Below are 16,973 nucleotides of genomic sequence, written 5' to 3' on the forward strand. Positions count from 1 at the left end.
GTGTTTATTACCAGTTTAATTTAGATAGGCTTTTGAATACCATTTTTGGAAACAGAAAAAGGCCCAAACTTTAAATGTATTGTCTTGTTTTCCTGAGACATGGTTTTTTACAAGCCCGATAATCTCTTTAGCATTAAAAATATTCTGACTGTCTAATAATTGTGGTTCAATATACGATAGCAATTCTTTTTTTAAATTACTACGAAGCCAATCACCAACAGGAACTCCAAAACCTTGCTTAGATTTTTCTAAGAACCCACTCGGAAATACATCTTTAAACGTTTCTTTAAGAATATGTTTTTTACTCCATTTGTGCAGTAGATAGTCTTCAGGTAAGCTCATCGTAAACTCATATAATTCGCGATTTAAAAAAGGTGCTCTACACTCTAATGAGTTTAGCATACTTGTTCTGTCTACTTTTACAAGCATATCACCTTCAAGACTAATATGTTTATCGATTCGCCTAAAATCGTTTAAAGTTTTAGGGTTACTAATTTTAGAAACAGTCTTGAAATACTCAAACATTGATGTGTCTTGATATTTAGTACTTAAAAAAGTATTAATGTCTTCTGTGCTAAATGCTAACGAAATTATATCCCAATAATAACCATCACTATAATCTATAGCCTTAATAAGCTTGTTGAGTTTGTATTTAAATCCGCGATTATCATCCTTTCGGTTTAATAATTTTGAAGACCAATTATTTATAACACTATGAATTCCTTTAGGGACAATATTTGTGTATCTATTATTAAGTTTTCCAATGTAATATTTATTATAACCTCCAAATATTTCATCTCCGCCATCTCCAGTTAAAGCAACCTTTACATGAGATTTGGTGCGATTAGACACTAAATAGGTTGGGAGCGAAGACGAATCGGCAAACGGCTCGTCAAAGTTGTAGAGTATATCATCAATATGGTGCTTTAAATCATTTTCACTAATAATAAACTCATGATGATTGCTATTTATGAGTTTTGCAACAACCTGTGATTTATCTGTTTCATCATATGATTTCTTTTCAAAACCAATAGAAAATGTATCGATTTTAGAATCGGTTATATCTGACAGACAATATGAAACCACTGAAGAATCTACGCCACCAGATAAAAATGTTCCTAAAGGCACATCAGATATAGAACGACTTTCAACACTTTTATAAACACGGTCTTTTACTTGTACTTTGGCATCATCAAAAGTTATGTTTTGTAGTTTTGATTTTTGTTGTTTATGTATGGTTTTAATCTCAAATGTATTCAACTTTAAATCATAAGTCATAAAACTATTAGATTCTAACTTGTGAATACCATCATAGATTGTGTATGGTGCTGGGATGTATGTAAGTCTAAAAAATAGATTTAAGCCTTTGGTATTGATTTGCGGCTTGTAGTCAAGCATATTTATGATTGACTTTAGCTCTGAAGCCCAATAAAATTCGCCATCTTGAGCAGAATAATACATTGGTTTTTCCCCAAAATAATCTCTAGCAATAAATATTTTGTCACTATTTTGGTCATGAATACTCAAGCCATACATGCCATCGAGTAATTTAAAAGCATCGCTGCCTTTTTGTTCGTAGAGTTTTAAAATAACTTCTGTATCACTAGTTGTTTTAAAAGTTACACCATCAGAAATTAATTGTGTCTTTAGTTGTTTGAAATTATAGATTTCCCCATTAAAAACAATAGTAATTTTTTTGTCTTCGGAAAACATAGGTTGTTGGCCTGAGCTTAAATCAATAATAGATAAACGGCGCATTCCCATTGCCACAGTCATATTATCTGAATTGCTCACAGAAACACCATAATCATCTGGACCACGATGAATAATTAAATCATTCATCTTGGTTAAGGCTTCTTTTAGTTGCTGCGTACTAGTAGCTTTTTTAGATATAATACCGTTTATTCCACACATAACTATGAGTTTGTTAGTATATCTTTCATTTGGTTGTAAATTTTTGGCATATTATACATTTTAGCTCTTTTAAATGCTAGATCACTATATTTAAGACGTTCTTTAGGATGCTCTAAGTAATATTGAATTGCTTTAGACATTCCTAATGCGTCATTTACATTAACTAAAATGCCATACTTTGCTTTTATAAATTCGCCATCTTTAATAGTAACAGATTCATTATCATTGAGCATTTCTAAAGGACCAGATAAGCAATTTGTTGAAATTACTGGTAACCCAACAGAAAGTGCTTCAAGCAATACATTTGGAAAACCTTCAGTATCTGAAGACAAAATAAAGCAATCATGTTGAATTAAATGAGCTTTTATATCATTCACTTTTCCTAATTGATGAAAATTAGTATTTAAACCCAAATTTTTTGATTGTAATCTTAATGTTTCTGCTAATTCTCCATCTCCTAAAATAGTAAAATCAAAATCGCCAATTTGTAATAAACTCATTGCATCGAGAATCAGTTTCTGATTCTTAACGCTATACATTGTACCTGCATTAATTAATTTTAAATGCTTAGTTTTTTTAAAAGAACTAGAATTAATTTTAATAGTGTCATCTGTAGTAATTGGGTTGTAAATAACTTGCATAGGTATTTTTACCCCAAAATTTACTTTTAAATCTTCATTAATATGTACAGAATTTGAGAATAAAGCATCATTTCTGTTATAAAAAATTGGAAAAAAGAGTTTTGCCAGCTTTAATTGCATGTGCTTATCTTTATACATTACAGATGGATAACAACGTTCACTAATTACTGTGCGAACGTTTTTTAAACCCATATGAATAAAACTATTGATAATATTTGGAATAGGAAGTAATGAGAATGAAATATCTATGCCTTCATTTTTTATGAACCTTTTGTATTTTAAATACAGGCTAACAAAATTTTTAATCTTAAACAGGTAAGATTTTGATTTTTTTGTTTCAGGTTTTAAGATTAGCAGATTTACATCTTCTGGAATGTCATAATCAATATATTTATAAAAGATAACTAACGTGACTTCAAAATGATTTTTAAGTTCAGGTAATAACAAACTAATGAAACGCTCGGTTCCACCCATACCATAATCTATGGTTAAAATACTGAGTTTTTTCTTAGATTGTTTCATTATTGTTTTATTACCTTTTTTATAAGGTCTTCAAATTGTTTTATGATAAGATCTTTATTAAATTTCGAATATACACTTTGACTTACTGTTTGTGAATTTAAAGGGTTTTTGTTTAACTTTTTTAGGTAATGTAAAAACTCATCCTCATCTTTAGCTAAATACCCATTCACGCTATGTTCTATAATTTCATTTGTACCACCTATGGCATGAAAAGCAATAACTGGAGTACCAATAGCACAGCTTTCTAATAAAGCATTTGGGAATCCTTCAGCAAAAGACCCTTGTAAAAATACATCACTGGTTTCTAAATATTTTGGTATTTTATTTGTGTAATCTATAAGCTCAACTTGTGTTTTAAGACCTAGTTTTTCAATATGTTTTTTGATATTATTTTTCCATTCACCATTACCAATAATTGTATATCTAAATGGAGTTTTGAGTTTTGACAAAACATTAAGCAACCTTAAATGCCCTTTTTCTTCGTGTAAACGACCAACGGTAATATACTTTTTTACAGTATTGTTTTTTGTATGCTGTGATAGTTTAAATTCATCAGATATTGGGTTATTTATAGTTGTGATTTTTGACTTAGGTATTTTAAATTCTGTAATTAACTCTTGAGCCATATCATACGATTGACATATAATTGCATTAGTTCTTTTATTTGTTATTTTTTTCAGAATATTCCCAAAAAAGGATTTTTTTGATAAATGATATAACGCTGTTACTTTTTTAATGTTTGCTTCTCTGTTTATTAGTTTAATTTTAGGAAAACATAATAGTATAAGAGCTAATACAGTGTTTAAATGCGCCATACAACTAATAACCACATCTGGTCTTGATTTAGACATATGTCTAAATAGCTTAGTAAAACTCTTACTCACTCGAGGCTCATTGAGATAAACAACATTTAATCCATCAACATTGTATGCTTTATCTTTTTTGTAACCAATTACAATTAATGTGGTATTAAATTCATTACTATTTAAGTTTTTTGCTACTAGTGACATCACTCGCTCTGCGCCACCAGCGACTAAAGACGGCAAAACAAAAACTACATCTATTTTAGAGTTTTTCATCACCTATTTAATAGAATACGATTTACCATTATTATTTAACCACTGTTTTAGGACAAGAAGTTTCCAGATTAGAGGATATCTATCCCAAGAGCCATCCATATGTTGTTTAATCATAAATTGAACTTTTTCAGCATCAATACATGGTATTGATTTTAAAGATTTGTCATCAAGTTCATTTAATACATACTCTTTTAGGTCTTCTTTGAACCAACGAGAAAACGGCATAGTGAACCCAGCTTTTGGTCGATCAAAAATATGCTTAGGAACAGACTGATATAGGACATCTTTTAAAATGCGCTTCATATTTCCTTTATAGAATTTAAATTCTGTTGGAAGTGAATTAGCAAAATCTACAACGCGGTGGTCGAGCAGAGGCGCACGAGCTTCTAGTGAAAAAGCCATAGTAGCTCTATCTACCTTGGTGTTTATGTCAAAATTGAGATAGGTTTTTGTGTCAAAATCAGTAATACGTTCATAAAAGTTTTTGTTGTTATGAAAAAGGTATTTTAATTCATCAACATCTTTGTTATTATATGTTGTGTTTATATACGATTGGTCTACACCAGTCATTGCACTTAAATAGACTTCATTTTGATTCTTGTAGCGTAATGCTTTGGCAATAATTTTTAATCTGTAATTAGGAGCGAGTTCTAAAACACTAGCTCCTATTTTTCTTATTGGTAATGGAAGTTTATAAAACATCTTTCCTTTTTTTGCCCATTTATATCTATGATAGCCAATAAAACTTTCGTCACCGCCATCACCAGATAATGCAACAGTAACTTGTTTTTTTGTATGTTTTGCAAGTAACATAGAAGGAATTGCTGAAGAGTCTGAAAAGGGCTCATCATAGTAATGACAAAAATCTTGAATAAGATCCATACCTTCTTCATAATTGCATTCTATAACATTATGGTCGGTTTGTAGATGATCGGCAACTTGCTGAGCATATACGCTTTCATCAAATCCTTTCTCATTAAATTTAACTGAAAAAGTTTTTATTTTAGTAGATGAAGTCTGTGTTGCTATAGAAGCAACAAGTGATGAGTCTACACCACCTGAGAGAAATACTCCTACAGGAACATCTGCAAATAGACGAGATGAAACGGTGTCTTTTAAAATCTCTTTAAGCTCTTCTTTTGCATCTTCATAACTACCTTGATATGGCCTCTCATTTTTATAATCTATATCCCAATACGGTTCTGTTTTAAATTGACCTGAGTCTAAATTGAATGTAAATTTATGACCAGCTTTAAGCTTTTTTACTTCATTAAATATGGATTGTGGATCTGGAATATTTCCCCAAGCTAGGTAGTAAGCAATAGCTTTTTCTGAAATGGTAAGATTATCCATATACATTTGGATTGAAGAAATTTGGCTTGAAAACTCAAAATCTTTACCGTCATGATAATAATAAAACGGTTTTTTTCCTAATCGATCACGAGCGCCAAAAAAGAGTTGCTTCTTTTCGTCGTAAATTACAAAGGCAAACATACCATGAAAGTGGTGTATACAGTCTTGACCATATTCTAAATATGCTGCGCATAATACTTCAGTATCACTCGTAGTTTTAAATTTATAGCCTTTTTGAATAAGTGTTTTTTTGATGGATTTGAAGTTGTATACTTCACCATTAAATACTATATGAATATGATTGAAATAAGTAAAGGGTTGATCAGATCTTGGGTCTAAATCAATAATTGAAAGTCTATTGTGACCAAATATGACGTTTTGATTATTCTTGTTATAATATTTCCAGCCCATTTTATCTGGACCTCTAAAGGCTGTACGCTGTAATTTGTCTTTTACTTGTTGTTCATTATAATGAAGAGTAGTTCCGTAAATTCCACACATGAATGTTTATTTTTATTACAATTATTTAACAGCTCCTTAAATAAAGATGCTTTGATTTTTACTAGCAAATAAAAAATATTTAAGTTTCAATTTTTTTGGTTTCCATTTGATTTTCGATATCTGTAAATAGTTTTTTTTGTATAACTATTTGATACTGAATCCACATTGTTATTAATATTATATAGTAATTAACAAAGAAATTATGATCTGTTAGCAAGTATAAAGCTACTGCAATAGTTTGCATAATTAAATAAGGTGCTTTTTTAAACAAGAAGAAGCTCCAATAAAACAGGTAACCAATGTATGCTAAAAAGATAGTGAATGGAATTATGCCAGATTCACCAATAATCATTAAATAGGTATTATGTGTACCTTGACCTATCTTGCCAGAAAGAGTGCCATAACCATTTCCAAAAACTGGAGATTCTAAAATTTTATCATAAAATTTTGCCCATGTATAAGTTCTTGAGTCATCATTTATCTCATTTACTGATACACTTTTATTAGTAACAATATTTTTTAATTGTTTGAAACGTGGATTATTAAGCCCAACTACTTCATCAATAAAAACAAGAGAGCTAAATATTAAAACGCCAACTCCTAAAATTCTAATATTTTTTATACTAATTCTTAAAGAAATTATATTAAGTAAAAGCCAAATAACAACAAAAGTTCTTGAGAACGTAAGTAGACCCATTAAAGTAAAAACAAACTGTCCTAATAATTTTATGCTTGTATTTTTAAGACTATAAGCTAGTGCATATCCTGATATACATATAAACCCTGCTTGATTTGGGTTAAGGTAAAAACCAGAGTATCTCCCAAAATTAGAAGGGAATAAAAAAGCTTCAACAACTAAGCTTAAAGAGCCCAGAAAAATAAAAAAAGACAATTCTTCTTTACTTACTCTTTTTACGAGCTCGTATCCACCTATTACAAACACAAAATATTTTACTGTTTCACGGATGTAATCACTAAAAGGTTCATAATATTGAAAGCTTGAGATTATAAAGTAAAACAGCGAGAGTATTATAATCCACCAATTTGGAGTCGTCTTAGTTTCAAATAAGTAATAGAGCCCTAATAGTCCTATTGTACTATAGCTTAGTAGGCTTCCTAGGCTTGGGTTATAAGCAAAAAGAGCTATTGATGGTAAATTCCACAATAGCAGCATTAATAATATAATCCTAATAATCTTCATTTAAACAATTTAATAAATCAAATGTATTCCTTTTTTCTTTATTCATAACTATACTATTGTGTATCTGTTTTATAAGTCTTGTTTACTAGGAAGAAATAAAAACGGTAGAAATATTTTAGTTGTTTTGTATTTAATAACCTAACTATTGTTTTAAATGTTGAAGGTTTTTTAAAAAAGCTAAAATTATCATTATAAACTTGTTTTGCTTTAGTTTTCAATACGCCATCTTTATCTAAATGTGTGTTTATTTTAAGGTATAGGTTTTGAAAGTGATAAAGGCAGTTACCAATAATTCTATTTTTAATAAAATCATGTAAATCTATATCATTTGGAAATATATCTTTCATCTTTGTTTGCATATAAGTATTTGCTTTTAATGACAAAAATGTGTTTTTATTATAGTTCACTTTTGTTAATGAAGTAGTATTATCAACATTATAAAAATATAAGGGAGCGTTTATAAATACACCTTTATTGGCTTTAGTAATGATATCGGTGCCAAAAAATATATCTTCTACAAATGGAATGTTTTCATCAAACTTACAAGATGTTATTAGTTTTTTAGAATATAAATTTCGCATAACATAAAAACCGTAGTTAAAATAGTTATATAAAATTTCTTTTTTACCAAGCGCTATTGGTTGCATATTTTCTAGTTGTACTTCATTGTTATTTTTACTAGATTCTATAATTGTACAACTTGTTAAATCACTTTTATGTAATAGAGTTTGAGTAATTAAGGTCTCATACATTTTTTTATGAATATAGTCATCACTATCAACAAATCCAATATAACTACCAGTAGCTATTTTTATACCTGAATTTCTAGCGCCACTAAGCCCTTTGTTTTTTTGATGAATAACCTTTATTCTATTATCTTTTTTTGAATATTGATCACAGATTAAACCACAATTATCTGGTGATTCATCATCAACTAAAATAATTTCTAGTTGCGTATAAGTTTGATTAATTATACTATCAATACATTTGTGTATATACTTCTCTACATTGTAAATAGGGACAATTATGCTTATAGTTGGGTTCATTTCTTTCTATTTTAGTATCATAGCTATAATTCTCTTTACGAAATTTCTAAAACCTTGATTAAGTAAATATAATATTGAAACATATATTGCGAGTACACTTATTGATATTTTAATAGCATATAAAGTCCAATCAAAGTAATTTGTTGGTTCAGAATTGATAATATTTTGTGTTAAATATTGTATTAATAGAAAAGTAAATACGAATGAAATAATTAATTTAATAAAGCCTTTCCAATATTCCCAAACCGCTTTCTTAAAGCCTTGGCTGTACAAGTAATAAGGTTTCCATAAAACAACAATAAAAAATGTACTAATAAAGGTTCCTAAAAGAATACCTGTAATCCCTAAATACATTCCTAAAATAATTGATACAGCAAGGTTTAATAGCATTTCTGTTATAGGAGCCCAAGTATCTGCAAAAAGACCATAGCCATTAATAAAATCGTCTACTGGTTTTCTGCTTTGTGATATATAAGCATTAGCACACATGAGTAGTAATATATCTTCGCTCAAAATAAATTGCTCTCCAATCCAAATATTAATAAAAAAACCAATTAATAAATAAATAGTCATAAAAAGAAAACCTCCAAAAAAATGCCTAATAGCCATCATTTCCCAAAATACTTTTTTTGTGTTTTTAAAGTTATTTTCGGCAAGTAAATTACCGATACTTGCTTGGGTTCCTCCAAATCCTTTATGCACAAATGCTATTAGGTAATTAAAGATTAGTTGATAATTACTAAAAAAAGCTACACTTTCTAAGTTTACAAATATGTAAATTAATATTTGATCTGTTCCTGTTAGTACAAAAAAGCTAATTTTGTGAACAATAATTTGTTTAATCTTAACTAGTATTTTTGGATATTTTATATGTTTAGCTTCAGAACTCAAATTTACTTTTAGCCATGGATAGATTTTTTTTACGCGCCATCTAATGATGATTGCCGTAACAAAAGCAAAAACAAGTTCAATTGTAATCCATAAGTAATAATTAGAATAAAAATAAATGAGAATGATCTGTAGTAAAGATTTGAAAATTCCTGCGGTCTGAAAATATTGTGATATTAAATACTCTTTTTGATCGGCTTGAAATAAAGTTAAGTGGTAGTTTAGAAAATACCCAAGAAGAGTTGATGTAACAAATGTGAAAAAAGCAAAATAAATGAGAGTAAGAGAAAACGGAACATCTGAGAAGAAGATTGGAAAAAAGAATGATACTAATAAGCTAAGTAAGAGTATTATTAAACCTATCTTTCTATACAAGTTCCCAAAATATTGAATGAGTTGATTTATTTCTTTTTGATTTCCATCAAAAATAGGTTTGTACAAGGCATAACCAATTGCAGTACCAATACCCAATTCTACTAAGTTTAGAAATCCTAAAATACTTTGTAAAACAGAAATAAGACCAACAAAATCTGCTCCTAAATAGTCTAAAAATATTTTGCGTGAGAAAAACGCAACAAAAATTGTAATGGCATAGAAAAATAAGCCAACCTTTGCATTTTTTATAGACTTAGAAACTCTAGACATTTTTTATGAAATATTTTTTAGGTACTAAACTTAAATTTAAAACTATGAAAAATGTTTAGTTCTAAAAATTCTATGTTTTAATTTATTTAGTTTTATAATAATTTCAAATGAGACAATGGGTAATGATTTGGCAAGTTTTAAGTTAGAGCTATGCGTTTTGCTCTTAAAGTAATTCTCGTTAATTAGTTTTTTTAATCTTTTACGATGAATATAGTTTTGATCTAATTTTGGGTAATAGTTTAGCATTTTATAATGATACATTAATTCCTTTAAAACAAAAGATGACAGAATAGTTGTTAATTCTCTATTTTTTTCAACTTGGCTTAAGTCTTTTTCATAAGAGATAAGTGACATTACTTTTTCTTTTACAAATAAGCATGCTGTTATAGAATCATTAAAACGCTTTAAATTATAGGGGCTTTTTGTAATACCTTCTGGATTTGGTCTATAATAATAAAATGGATAATCAAAATATCCAAGTTTATTCATCTTTGAAATGTTTTCAAATAAAAAGTAAATATCTTCTGAAGTTTTATTTAGTAAAAATCTAGAATCATCAATTATTGATTTTTTAAATAATTTTGTACAGGCAGAGAACTGTGAAGTTTTTAAAACTCGTTTTAGAGTTTGCCAAGTATTTTCTATTTTTATTTTAGCATGCTCTACAGTATTATTTTTTTCAATATCAGACTCAGTGATACCACATTCTATCATATCTAATTGATATTTTTTAGCAATTTTAATCATGGTGTCGTACATATTTAAATCTACCCAATCATCACTATCAACAAATGCAATATAGTCTCCAGTAGCAATGTTTAAACCTGAGTTTCTTGCACCACTTAAACCTTTGTTTTTTTGATGTATAACAACTATTCTGTCATCTTTTAATTTATAGTCATCACAAATTTTTCCGCAATTATCAGGAGATTCATCATCAACAAGAATGATTTCAAGATTCTTGTATGACTGATTAATTATGCTATCTATACACTTGACTAAATAGTTCTCTACATTATATATTGGTACTATAATACTTATTTTCGGTTCCATTAAAAATTGGTTAACTTAATTAGTAGCTCTAATTAAAATTGAAAAAAATTGATTATACCTCATTTGTTTTAATTTTTATGCTAGAATATTTGGCTTTATTTATTTTAAATTGAAATAATTATGTTAATTTTTAATAGTATACTATATTGTTAATTTTCTAAATGGCCACAAGGATATAAATAAAAATTTTATAACTTTTGAATCTATAGCTCTTAAATAGTCTCCTAAGTTGTAGGGTAGATATTTTGATGCACGTAGCAAAACGTAAAGTTTTTTTAAAAAATACTTAGGGGTTTTAAAATGATACGCATTAAAAAACCAATTAAATCCCGCAATACTATCAAGAGCAGAACCATAAGATCTCTTGTCAACGCTAGTTGAACTTAGTGAATTTTCAATATCAACATGATAAATACGCAGGTGTTTATTAATATACTTTGTAATATACCCTTCTTTTGCAATTAAATTCCAAATAATGCTCTCAGGAATTAAGCCTTTTGAAAATATCTGACTATTTACATTTATTCCTTTTAAAATGTCTGTTTTAGTAAACCCCCATTTTTCCCCTTTAATGTTGTTTAAAGTGGTAGACTTAAAAGTATTACTAAAGTATGGTGTTTCGGGATATGTATCGCCAACTCTATTTCCAAATTGGTCTTCACATAAACCAGTAACTGCACAAACTTTATTTTTTAAATTAGTTGGAATGTTTAAATATTCTTCATTAAAAATTTTCAGTGCATTTGGGTGGCACTCATCATCCCCATCAAAAGTCAATAAAAACTCACCTTTTGCCAAAGAAATAGCTTGTATAAAGCACCCCATTTTATGTTGATTTTCTGGATTATTTATATAATTAATAGAAAGAGAAGAAGTGTTAGTCAACCGCTCGATTATTTCATGAGAGTTATCAGTAGATCCATCATTTATTATAAGCCACTCAAAGTTTTTATATGTTTGATTAATCAATGATTGATGTACTTTTTCAATTGATTTTTCACAATTAAAAACAGGTGTAAATATTGTGAATCTATATTGGTAGCTTTCTTCTTTTACTTTATTATAAGTAGGTATTAATTCTTTTAAATCCATAATTCTATTATATTAATTTTAGAATTAACTCATCCCATTTTCTAACTACATTTTCAGTTTGATATTTCTTGACACTAAGAAATGCATTCTCTCCAAATTTTTTACAAAGATTTTCTGAATGCATTAAATCTGTTAACTTTTGTTCTAATAAAAATTGATCATTAATGGGTATTAAATAACCATTGATACCATCATTGATGATTTCAGATGGACCATTAGGGCAGTTTGTTGAAATACAAGGTAACTGAAAATACATTGCTTCGGTTAAAACATTTGGGAAGCCTTCAGATTGAGATGTAAATGCAAATATTTTTGATGAGTTATAGTAGTTATATACTTTTGTGTCATTACCAACAAAAGATACCATAGATTCTATACCAAGACTTTTTGTTAAATTAATATAGTTGCTTTTTTCTTCACCATCACCAACAAATATAAGACGCCATCCATCAGTTTTAATGTTACTAAAAGCTCTTATTAGTAAATCTTGAGATTTATTCTTATCTAATCTACCAACATTTAAAATAATATTATCCTTATTAGGGTTTCTTTTTTTGTTGCGAGTTAATTCTTTGGATAACGGATTTGGAAGCACTATTAATTTTTTATTAGTAGTAAATTTGTTAAAATATGATTGATTTTGCTTAGTCTGTACTACTAAAAAATCAGCTCTTTTATATGTTTTTTTTCTTAGATAATTCCATAGTTTATTGAGAGTATAAATGTTTGGGTTTGAGCGTTCACTAATTATACAAGGGATTTTTTTAGACTTAGAGGCCAGAGTAGCTAATATGTTAGCTGTTGTGGTAAAACCAATAGTGAGCTCAATTTCATAATTGCTAATAATTTTTTTAATTTTTTTTAAAAGAAGGAAATTATTCCAAAGAGCTTGAAAAATGTTTACACTAATTAAAGGTTTTTCAGCACATTTAATGTGTTTGATAGCATTATTGAGATGATAAAATGGTTCTACATCCCAAAGTGTGATAATAATTATTTCATATTTATTACAAAGCTCATTAGCTAGTGTCGAAACAACGCGTTCTGCTCCACCAGATTCAAGACCAGGAATTACGAATGCAATTTTTTTTTTCAATATGAGATAATAATATATAAGGTAAATTAAAAGAACCTAAGCTGGTTAATAGTTTCAAATATATATAAAAACAACCTTTTTTAGTCATTTTATTGTTTGTAATATGGCTAATATAGAATTCTTAACGATTATAATCATTCTTCAATCTGTTTTCTATAAATGTTAAAGTTTTGTTTAAAACATCTTTTTAATGCATTTGGTCGTAGTTATGTTAATGTTAAGCGATGTTTTTGTTTTATTTCTACCATAATTTGTTATTGGTATTTAATATTTGTAAGAAAAAGATTTCTTATTAATTCATTACATCGAATAATTGATACTTTAAACGTTAAAACAAACATTTTTTATATAGATTGCCCAATATTATAGTGCCCCAAATATTAATAGCAAATGAAAACCCCAAATCCCCTATGCCAAATTATTGGCAAAAATAGATATTGCATAAAAACTTTATTGTATCTATTTATATTTAGTATTAGTAGTTATTCTTTTTCTCAATTAGCATTTCCAGAAGCAGAAGGATTTGGAAAACATGCAACTGGCGGAAGAGGTGGTGCAGTTATTAAAGTTACAAATTTAAATAACAGTGGTGCTGGTAGTTTAAGGCAAGCATTACAATACACATCTGGTGCAAGAACAATAGTTTTTGAAGTAGGAGGAACAATTACACTAACTAGTGCATTAAGTGTTACAAATGGTAATGTAACTGTTGCTGGACAAACCGCACCAGGCGGTGGTATATTAATTAAAGGTTCAATGGTAATAATTGAAGATTCTAATGTAATTATGCGATACATAAAATTTAGACCAGGACCTTCAGCTCCAGCAAATGAACCTGATGGTTTAAGTATTACAGCTTGGGGTAGTGATATAGTAGAAAATATAATAATTGATCATTGCTCAATTAGTTGGGCTCGGGATGAAAACTTTGATATTAGAGCTGTAAGCTCAGGGAAAGTTCAAAATGTAACGATACAAAACTCTATTATTTCTGAAAGCGGTTATGGGTCATTAGCAGGTCATAATACATATAACAAAACCTATTATAAAAACCTTTTTGCGCATAATCAAGATAGAAACATTACAACTAATTATCCTACTGATGGAGATTTTTTTGATTTTGAAATGATTAATAATTTAGTATACGGTTGTGGTTCTGGTCCAGGATTAGCATGGGGCTCTAAACACACAATATTAAATAATCATTTTAGAGAATCTAGTCAAGAATCTATATATAATATTATATGTGATTATGGTAGTGGTGGTGCAGGAACGCTTTCAGAAACTTATGCATATATATCTGGAAATATAATTCCAGCAGGAAAAACTGAATCAGCTTCAGTCATAGCTCCATATCTTCAAAGCACACCTTATGCTAGCTCAGGAATTGTACCAATGGAAGCCAACCTAGTTGCGGGTGATATCTTATCTCATGTAGGAGCTAGTTTACCTAATAGAGATGCTGTAGATATTAGACTTATTAATCAATATAATAATGGTAATGGTGCATTGGCTAGATCTGGAGTTTATCCGCAAATAGCAAATGGTACGGCTCCAGTTGATACTGATGATGATGGGATGCCAGATAGTTGGGAAATAGAAAATGGTTTAAACATAACTAATGCCTCAGATAGAAATATTGTTCAAGCAGATGGATATACCAATCTTGAATATTATTTAAACGGAATTTCCTTGCAGACGTCAGGCGTAACTGCCAATGCAGGAGCTGATGTAGAAACTTGCGAAGGCGAATCAGTAACCTTAACAGCAAGTGGTGGAACAAGTTATTTGTGGAATACAGGAGCCACAACCCAAAGTATAAATGTAAGCCCAAATACAACAACAACCTATACAGTTACAGCTTATAACTCATCAGGAACAGATTCAGATACAGATGCTGTAGAAGTAACAGTAAACTCAATTCCAACAGCTAATGCAGGTCAAGATGTAGAAACTTGTGAAGGTACATCAGTAACCTTAACAGCAAGCGGCGGAACAAGTTATTTATGGAATACAGGCGCAACAACTCAAAGTATAGAAGTAACACCAAATACAACAACAACATATTCAGTAGAAGTAACAGAAAATAATTGTTCATCAACAGATACAGTAGAAGTTGTAGTCAATGCATTACCAAATGTAAATGCAGGATTAGATGTAATTATTTTTGAAGGCGAGAGCACACAGTTAACAGCAAGCGGAGCAGATAGTTATTTATGGAATACAGGAGAAATAACCCAAAGTATAGAGGTAACGCCAAATACAACAACAACGTATTCGGTAACAGGAACAACAAATAATTGTTCATCAACAGATACAGTAGTTGTAACAGTAGAAACAGATACGGTTATAGCCAATGCAGGAGCTGATGTAGAAACTTGCGAAGGCGAATCAGTAACCTTAACAGCAAGTGGTGGAACAAGTTATTTGTGGAATACAGGAGCCACAACCCAAAGTATAAATGTAAGCCCAAATACAACAACAACCTATACAGTTACAGCTTATAACTCATCAGGAACAGATTCAGATACAGATGCTGTAGAAGTAACAGTAAACTCAATTCCAACAGCTAATGCAGGTCAAGATGTAGAAACTTGTGAAGGTACATCAGTAACCTTAACAGCAAGCGGCGGAACAAGTTATTTATGGAATACAGGCGCAACAACTCAAAGTATAGAAGTAACACCAAATACAACAACAACATATTCAGTAGAAGTAACAGAAAATAATTGTTCATCAACAGATACAGTAGAAGTTGTAGTCAATGCATTACCAAATGTAAATGCAGGATTAGATGTAACCATTTTTGAAGGCGAGAGTACACAACTTACAGCAAGCGGAGCAGATAGTTATTTATGGAATACAGGAGCCACAACCCAAAGTATAGAGGTAACGCCAAATACAACAACAACGTATTCGGTAACAGGAACAACAAATAATTGTTCATCAACAGATACAGTAGTTGTAACAGTAGAAACAGATACGGTTATAGCCAATGCAGGAGATGACGAAACCATATGCCATGGTTATGAAGTGATTTTAACTGCAACAGGTGGTGATAGCTATTTATGGAGTACAGGAGCTACAACTCAAAGCATAACAGTAAATCCTACTATTACTACAAATTATACCGTTACAGTTTTTGAAGGTAATAATCAAGATACAGATGACGTTACAGTGTATGTCAATCCAAATCCAAATGTGGCTATAGTTAATGGAGACAATGTAACCATTTTGGAGGGTGAATTTATAACACTTTCAGCAACAGGAGCAAATTCATATCAATGGAGTAATGGCGCAACACAACCAAATATAGCTGTTAGCCCTGGAGCAACTACATCGTACTCTGTTACTGGCTATATAAATAATTGCTTTGATGAAAAAACAGTTACCGTAAATGTTTTAGAAACAGTAGAAGCTAATGCAGGTAGTGATATTACAATTTGTAATACAGAAACAACTGTTCTTACAGCATCAGGAGGCGAAAGTTATTTGTGGAGTACAGGAGAGACAACTCAGAGTATAGAAGTTGCCCCAGATGAAGATACTGAATACTCGGTATTAGTTTATAATGAATTAGATGCAGATGAAGATGACGTTATGGTTTATGTTACAGACTGTAGTGTTGATTTACCTGAAGAAGCTGATGAGTTTGGGTTTTTAGTATATCAAGATGCTATTGCAGATGTCTTAAAAGTTAAAATATCAGGATTTCAAAATGCTAATGTTAATGGAGTATCCATTTATGATATATCTGGAAAGTTTTTATTAAGAGAAACATTTAATAATGTACAAGAATCAACTGTAGTTAGAGAGATTAATACGTCAAGCTTCTCTAGAGGAATATACATAATACAACTACAATATGATAATAAATCTATTGTTAAAAAAGTACCAATAAGATAATTTGCAAAAAAGAACGATAAATAAAACCTAGGATAA

At 29.6% G+C, this 16,973-nt stretch carries 11 protein-coding genes; 1 reads left to right on the plus strand and 10 read right to left on the minus strand.

What is annotated here, in order from left to right; translation table 11 throughout:
- Positions 1 to 15: 15 nt before the first annotated feature.
- From asnB (BXY80_RS07365) to BXY80_RS07410, 10 genes are all read right to left on the minus strand, one after another.
- On the minus strand, positions 16 to 1,914 hold the full coding sequence (asnB, locus tag BXY80_RS07365) for an asparagine synthase (glutamine-hydrolyzing) (RefSeq protein WP_120200621.1): 1,899 nt from the start codon (positions 1,912 to 1,914) through the stop codon (positions 16 to 18).
- A 2-nt stretch (positions 1,915 to 1,916) separates the two neighbouring features.
- Positions 1,917 to 3,077: a glycosyltransferase gene (locus tag BXY80_RS07370; RefSeq protein WP_120200622.1), complete on the minus strand. Its 1,161-nt coding sequence runs from the start codon at positions 3,075 to 3,077 to the stop codon at positions 1,917 to 1,919.
- Positions 3,077 to 4,156 (minus strand): glycosyltransferase, encoded by a 1,080-nt coding sequence (locus tag BXY80_RS07375; protein ID WP_120200623.1) that lies wholly within the window; start codon positions 4,154 to 4,156, stop codon positions 3,077 to 3,079. The genes BXY80_RS07370 and BXY80_RS07375 overlap by 1 nt, the downstream gene beginning before the upstream one ends.
- A gap of 3 nt (positions 4,157 to 4,159) precedes the next feature.
- The gene (asnB, locus tag BXY80_RS07380) at positions 4,160 to 6,010 is read right to left on the minus strand and encodes an asparagine synthase (glutamine-hydrolyzing) (protein WP_120200624.1); all 1,851 of its coding nucleotides are present in this window, start codon (positions 6,008 to 6,010) and stop codon (positions 4,160 to 4,162) included.
- A gap of 79 nt (positions 6,011 to 6,089) precedes the next feature.
- On the minus strand, positions 6,090 to 7,211 hold the full coding sequence (locus BXY80_RS07385; protein ID WP_120200625.1) for an O-antigen ligase family protein: 1,122 nt from the start codon (positions 7,209 to 7,211) through the stop codon (positions 6,090 to 6,092).
- 53 nt (positions 7,212 to 7,264) lie between these two features.
- The gene (locus BXY80_RS07390; RefSeq protein ID WP_120200626.1) at positions 7,265 to 8,257 is read right to left on the minus strand and encodes a glycosyltransferase family 2 protein; all 993 of its coding nucleotides are present in this window, start codon (positions 8,255 to 8,257) and stop codon (positions 7,265 to 7,267) included.
- Positions 8,258 to 8,263: 6 nt separating this feature from the next.
- Positions 8,264 to 9,790, minus strand: coding sequence for a lipopolysaccharide biosynthesis protein (locus tag BXY80_RS07395; RefSeq protein ID WP_120200627.1), 1,527 nt, complete (start codon positions 9,788 to 9,790; stop codon positions 8,264 to 8,266).
- Positions 9,791 to 9,832: 42 nt separating this feature from the next.
- Positions 9,833 to 10,843, minus strand: coding sequence for a glycosyltransferase family 2 protein (locus BXY80_RS07400; RefSeq protein WP_120200628.1), 1,011 nt, complete (start codon positions 10,841 to 10,843; stop codon positions 9,833 to 9,835).
- A gap of 141 nt (positions 10,844 to 10,984) precedes the next feature.
- Positions 10,985 to 11,935, minus strand: a complete 951-nt coding sequence (locus tag BXY80_RS07405) for a glycosyltransferase family 2 protein (protein ID WP_120200629.1) — start codon at positions 11,933 to 11,935, stop codon at positions 10,985 to 10,987.
- Between the two features lie 7 nt (positions 11,936 to 11,942).
- Positions 11,943 to 13,031 carry a glycosyltransferase family 4 protein gene (locus BXY80_RS07410; RefSeq protein ID WP_120200630.1) on the minus strand — a complete coding sequence of 363 codons (1,089 nt, stop codon included), beginning with the start codon at positions 13,029 to 13,031 and terminating at the stop codon, positions 11,943 to 11,945.
- A gap of 453 nt (positions 13,032 to 13,484) precedes the next feature.
- On the opposite strand from BXY80_RS07410, the gene BXY80_RS07415 reads away from it, so the two are divergent.
- Positions 13,485 to 16,937 (plus strand): T9SS type A sorting domain-containing protein, encoded by a 3,453-nt coding sequence (locus BXY80_RS07415; protein ID WP_162843284.1) that lies wholly within the window; start codon positions 13,485 to 13,487, stop codon positions 16,935 to 16,937.
- The last annotated feature ends 36 nt before the right edge of the window (positions 16,938 to 16,973 follow it).

The sequence above is a fragment of the Ichthyenterobacterium magnum genome (genome assembly GCF_003610635.1).
Lineage (GTDB): Bacteria > Bacteroidota > Bacteroidia > Flavobacteriales > Flavobacteriaceae > Ichthyenterobacterium > Ichthyenterobacterium magnum.

What these genes read in the sequence shown, in the direction of transcription:
- BXY80_RS07385 (WP_120200625.1), bottom strand. Translation starts at nt 7,211, where the DNA reads ATGAAGATTATTAGGATTATATTATTAATGCTGCTATTGTGGAATTTA.
- BXY80_RS07405 (WP_120200629.1), bottom strand. Translation starts at nt 11,935, where the DNA reads ATGGATTTAAAAGAATTAATACCTACTTATAATAAAGTAAAAGAAGAA.
- asnB (WP_120200621.1), bottom strand. Translation starts at nt 1,914, where the DNA reads ATGTGTGGAATAAACGGTATTATATCTAAAAAAGCTACTAGTACGCAG.
- BXY80_RS07395 (WP_120200627.1), bottom strand. Translation starts at nt 9,790, where the DNA reads ATGTCTAGAGTTTCTAAGTCTATAAAAAATGCAAAGGTTGGCTTATTT.
- BXY80_RS07390 (WP_120200626.1), bottom strand. Translation starts at nt 8,257, where the DNA reads ATGAACCCAACTATAAGCATAATTGTCCCTATTTACAATGTAGAGAAG.
- BXY80_RS07370 (WP_120200622.1), bottom strand. Translation starts at nt 3,077, where the DNA reads ATGAAACAATCTAAGAAAAAACTCAGTATTTTAACCATAGATTATGGT.
- BXY80_RS07375 (WP_120200623.1), bottom strand. Translation starts at nt 4,156, where the DNA reads ATGAAAAACTCTAAAATAGATGTAGTTTTTGTTTTGCCGTCTTTAGTC.
- asnB (WP_120200624.1), bottom strand. Translation starts at nt 6,010, where the DNA reads ATGTGTGGAATTTACGGAACTACTCTTCATTATAATGAACAACAAGTA.
- BXY80_RS07400 (WP_120200628.1), bottom strand. Translation starts at nt 10,843, where the DNA reads ATGGAACCGAAAATAAGTATTATAGTACCAATATATAATGTAGAGAAC.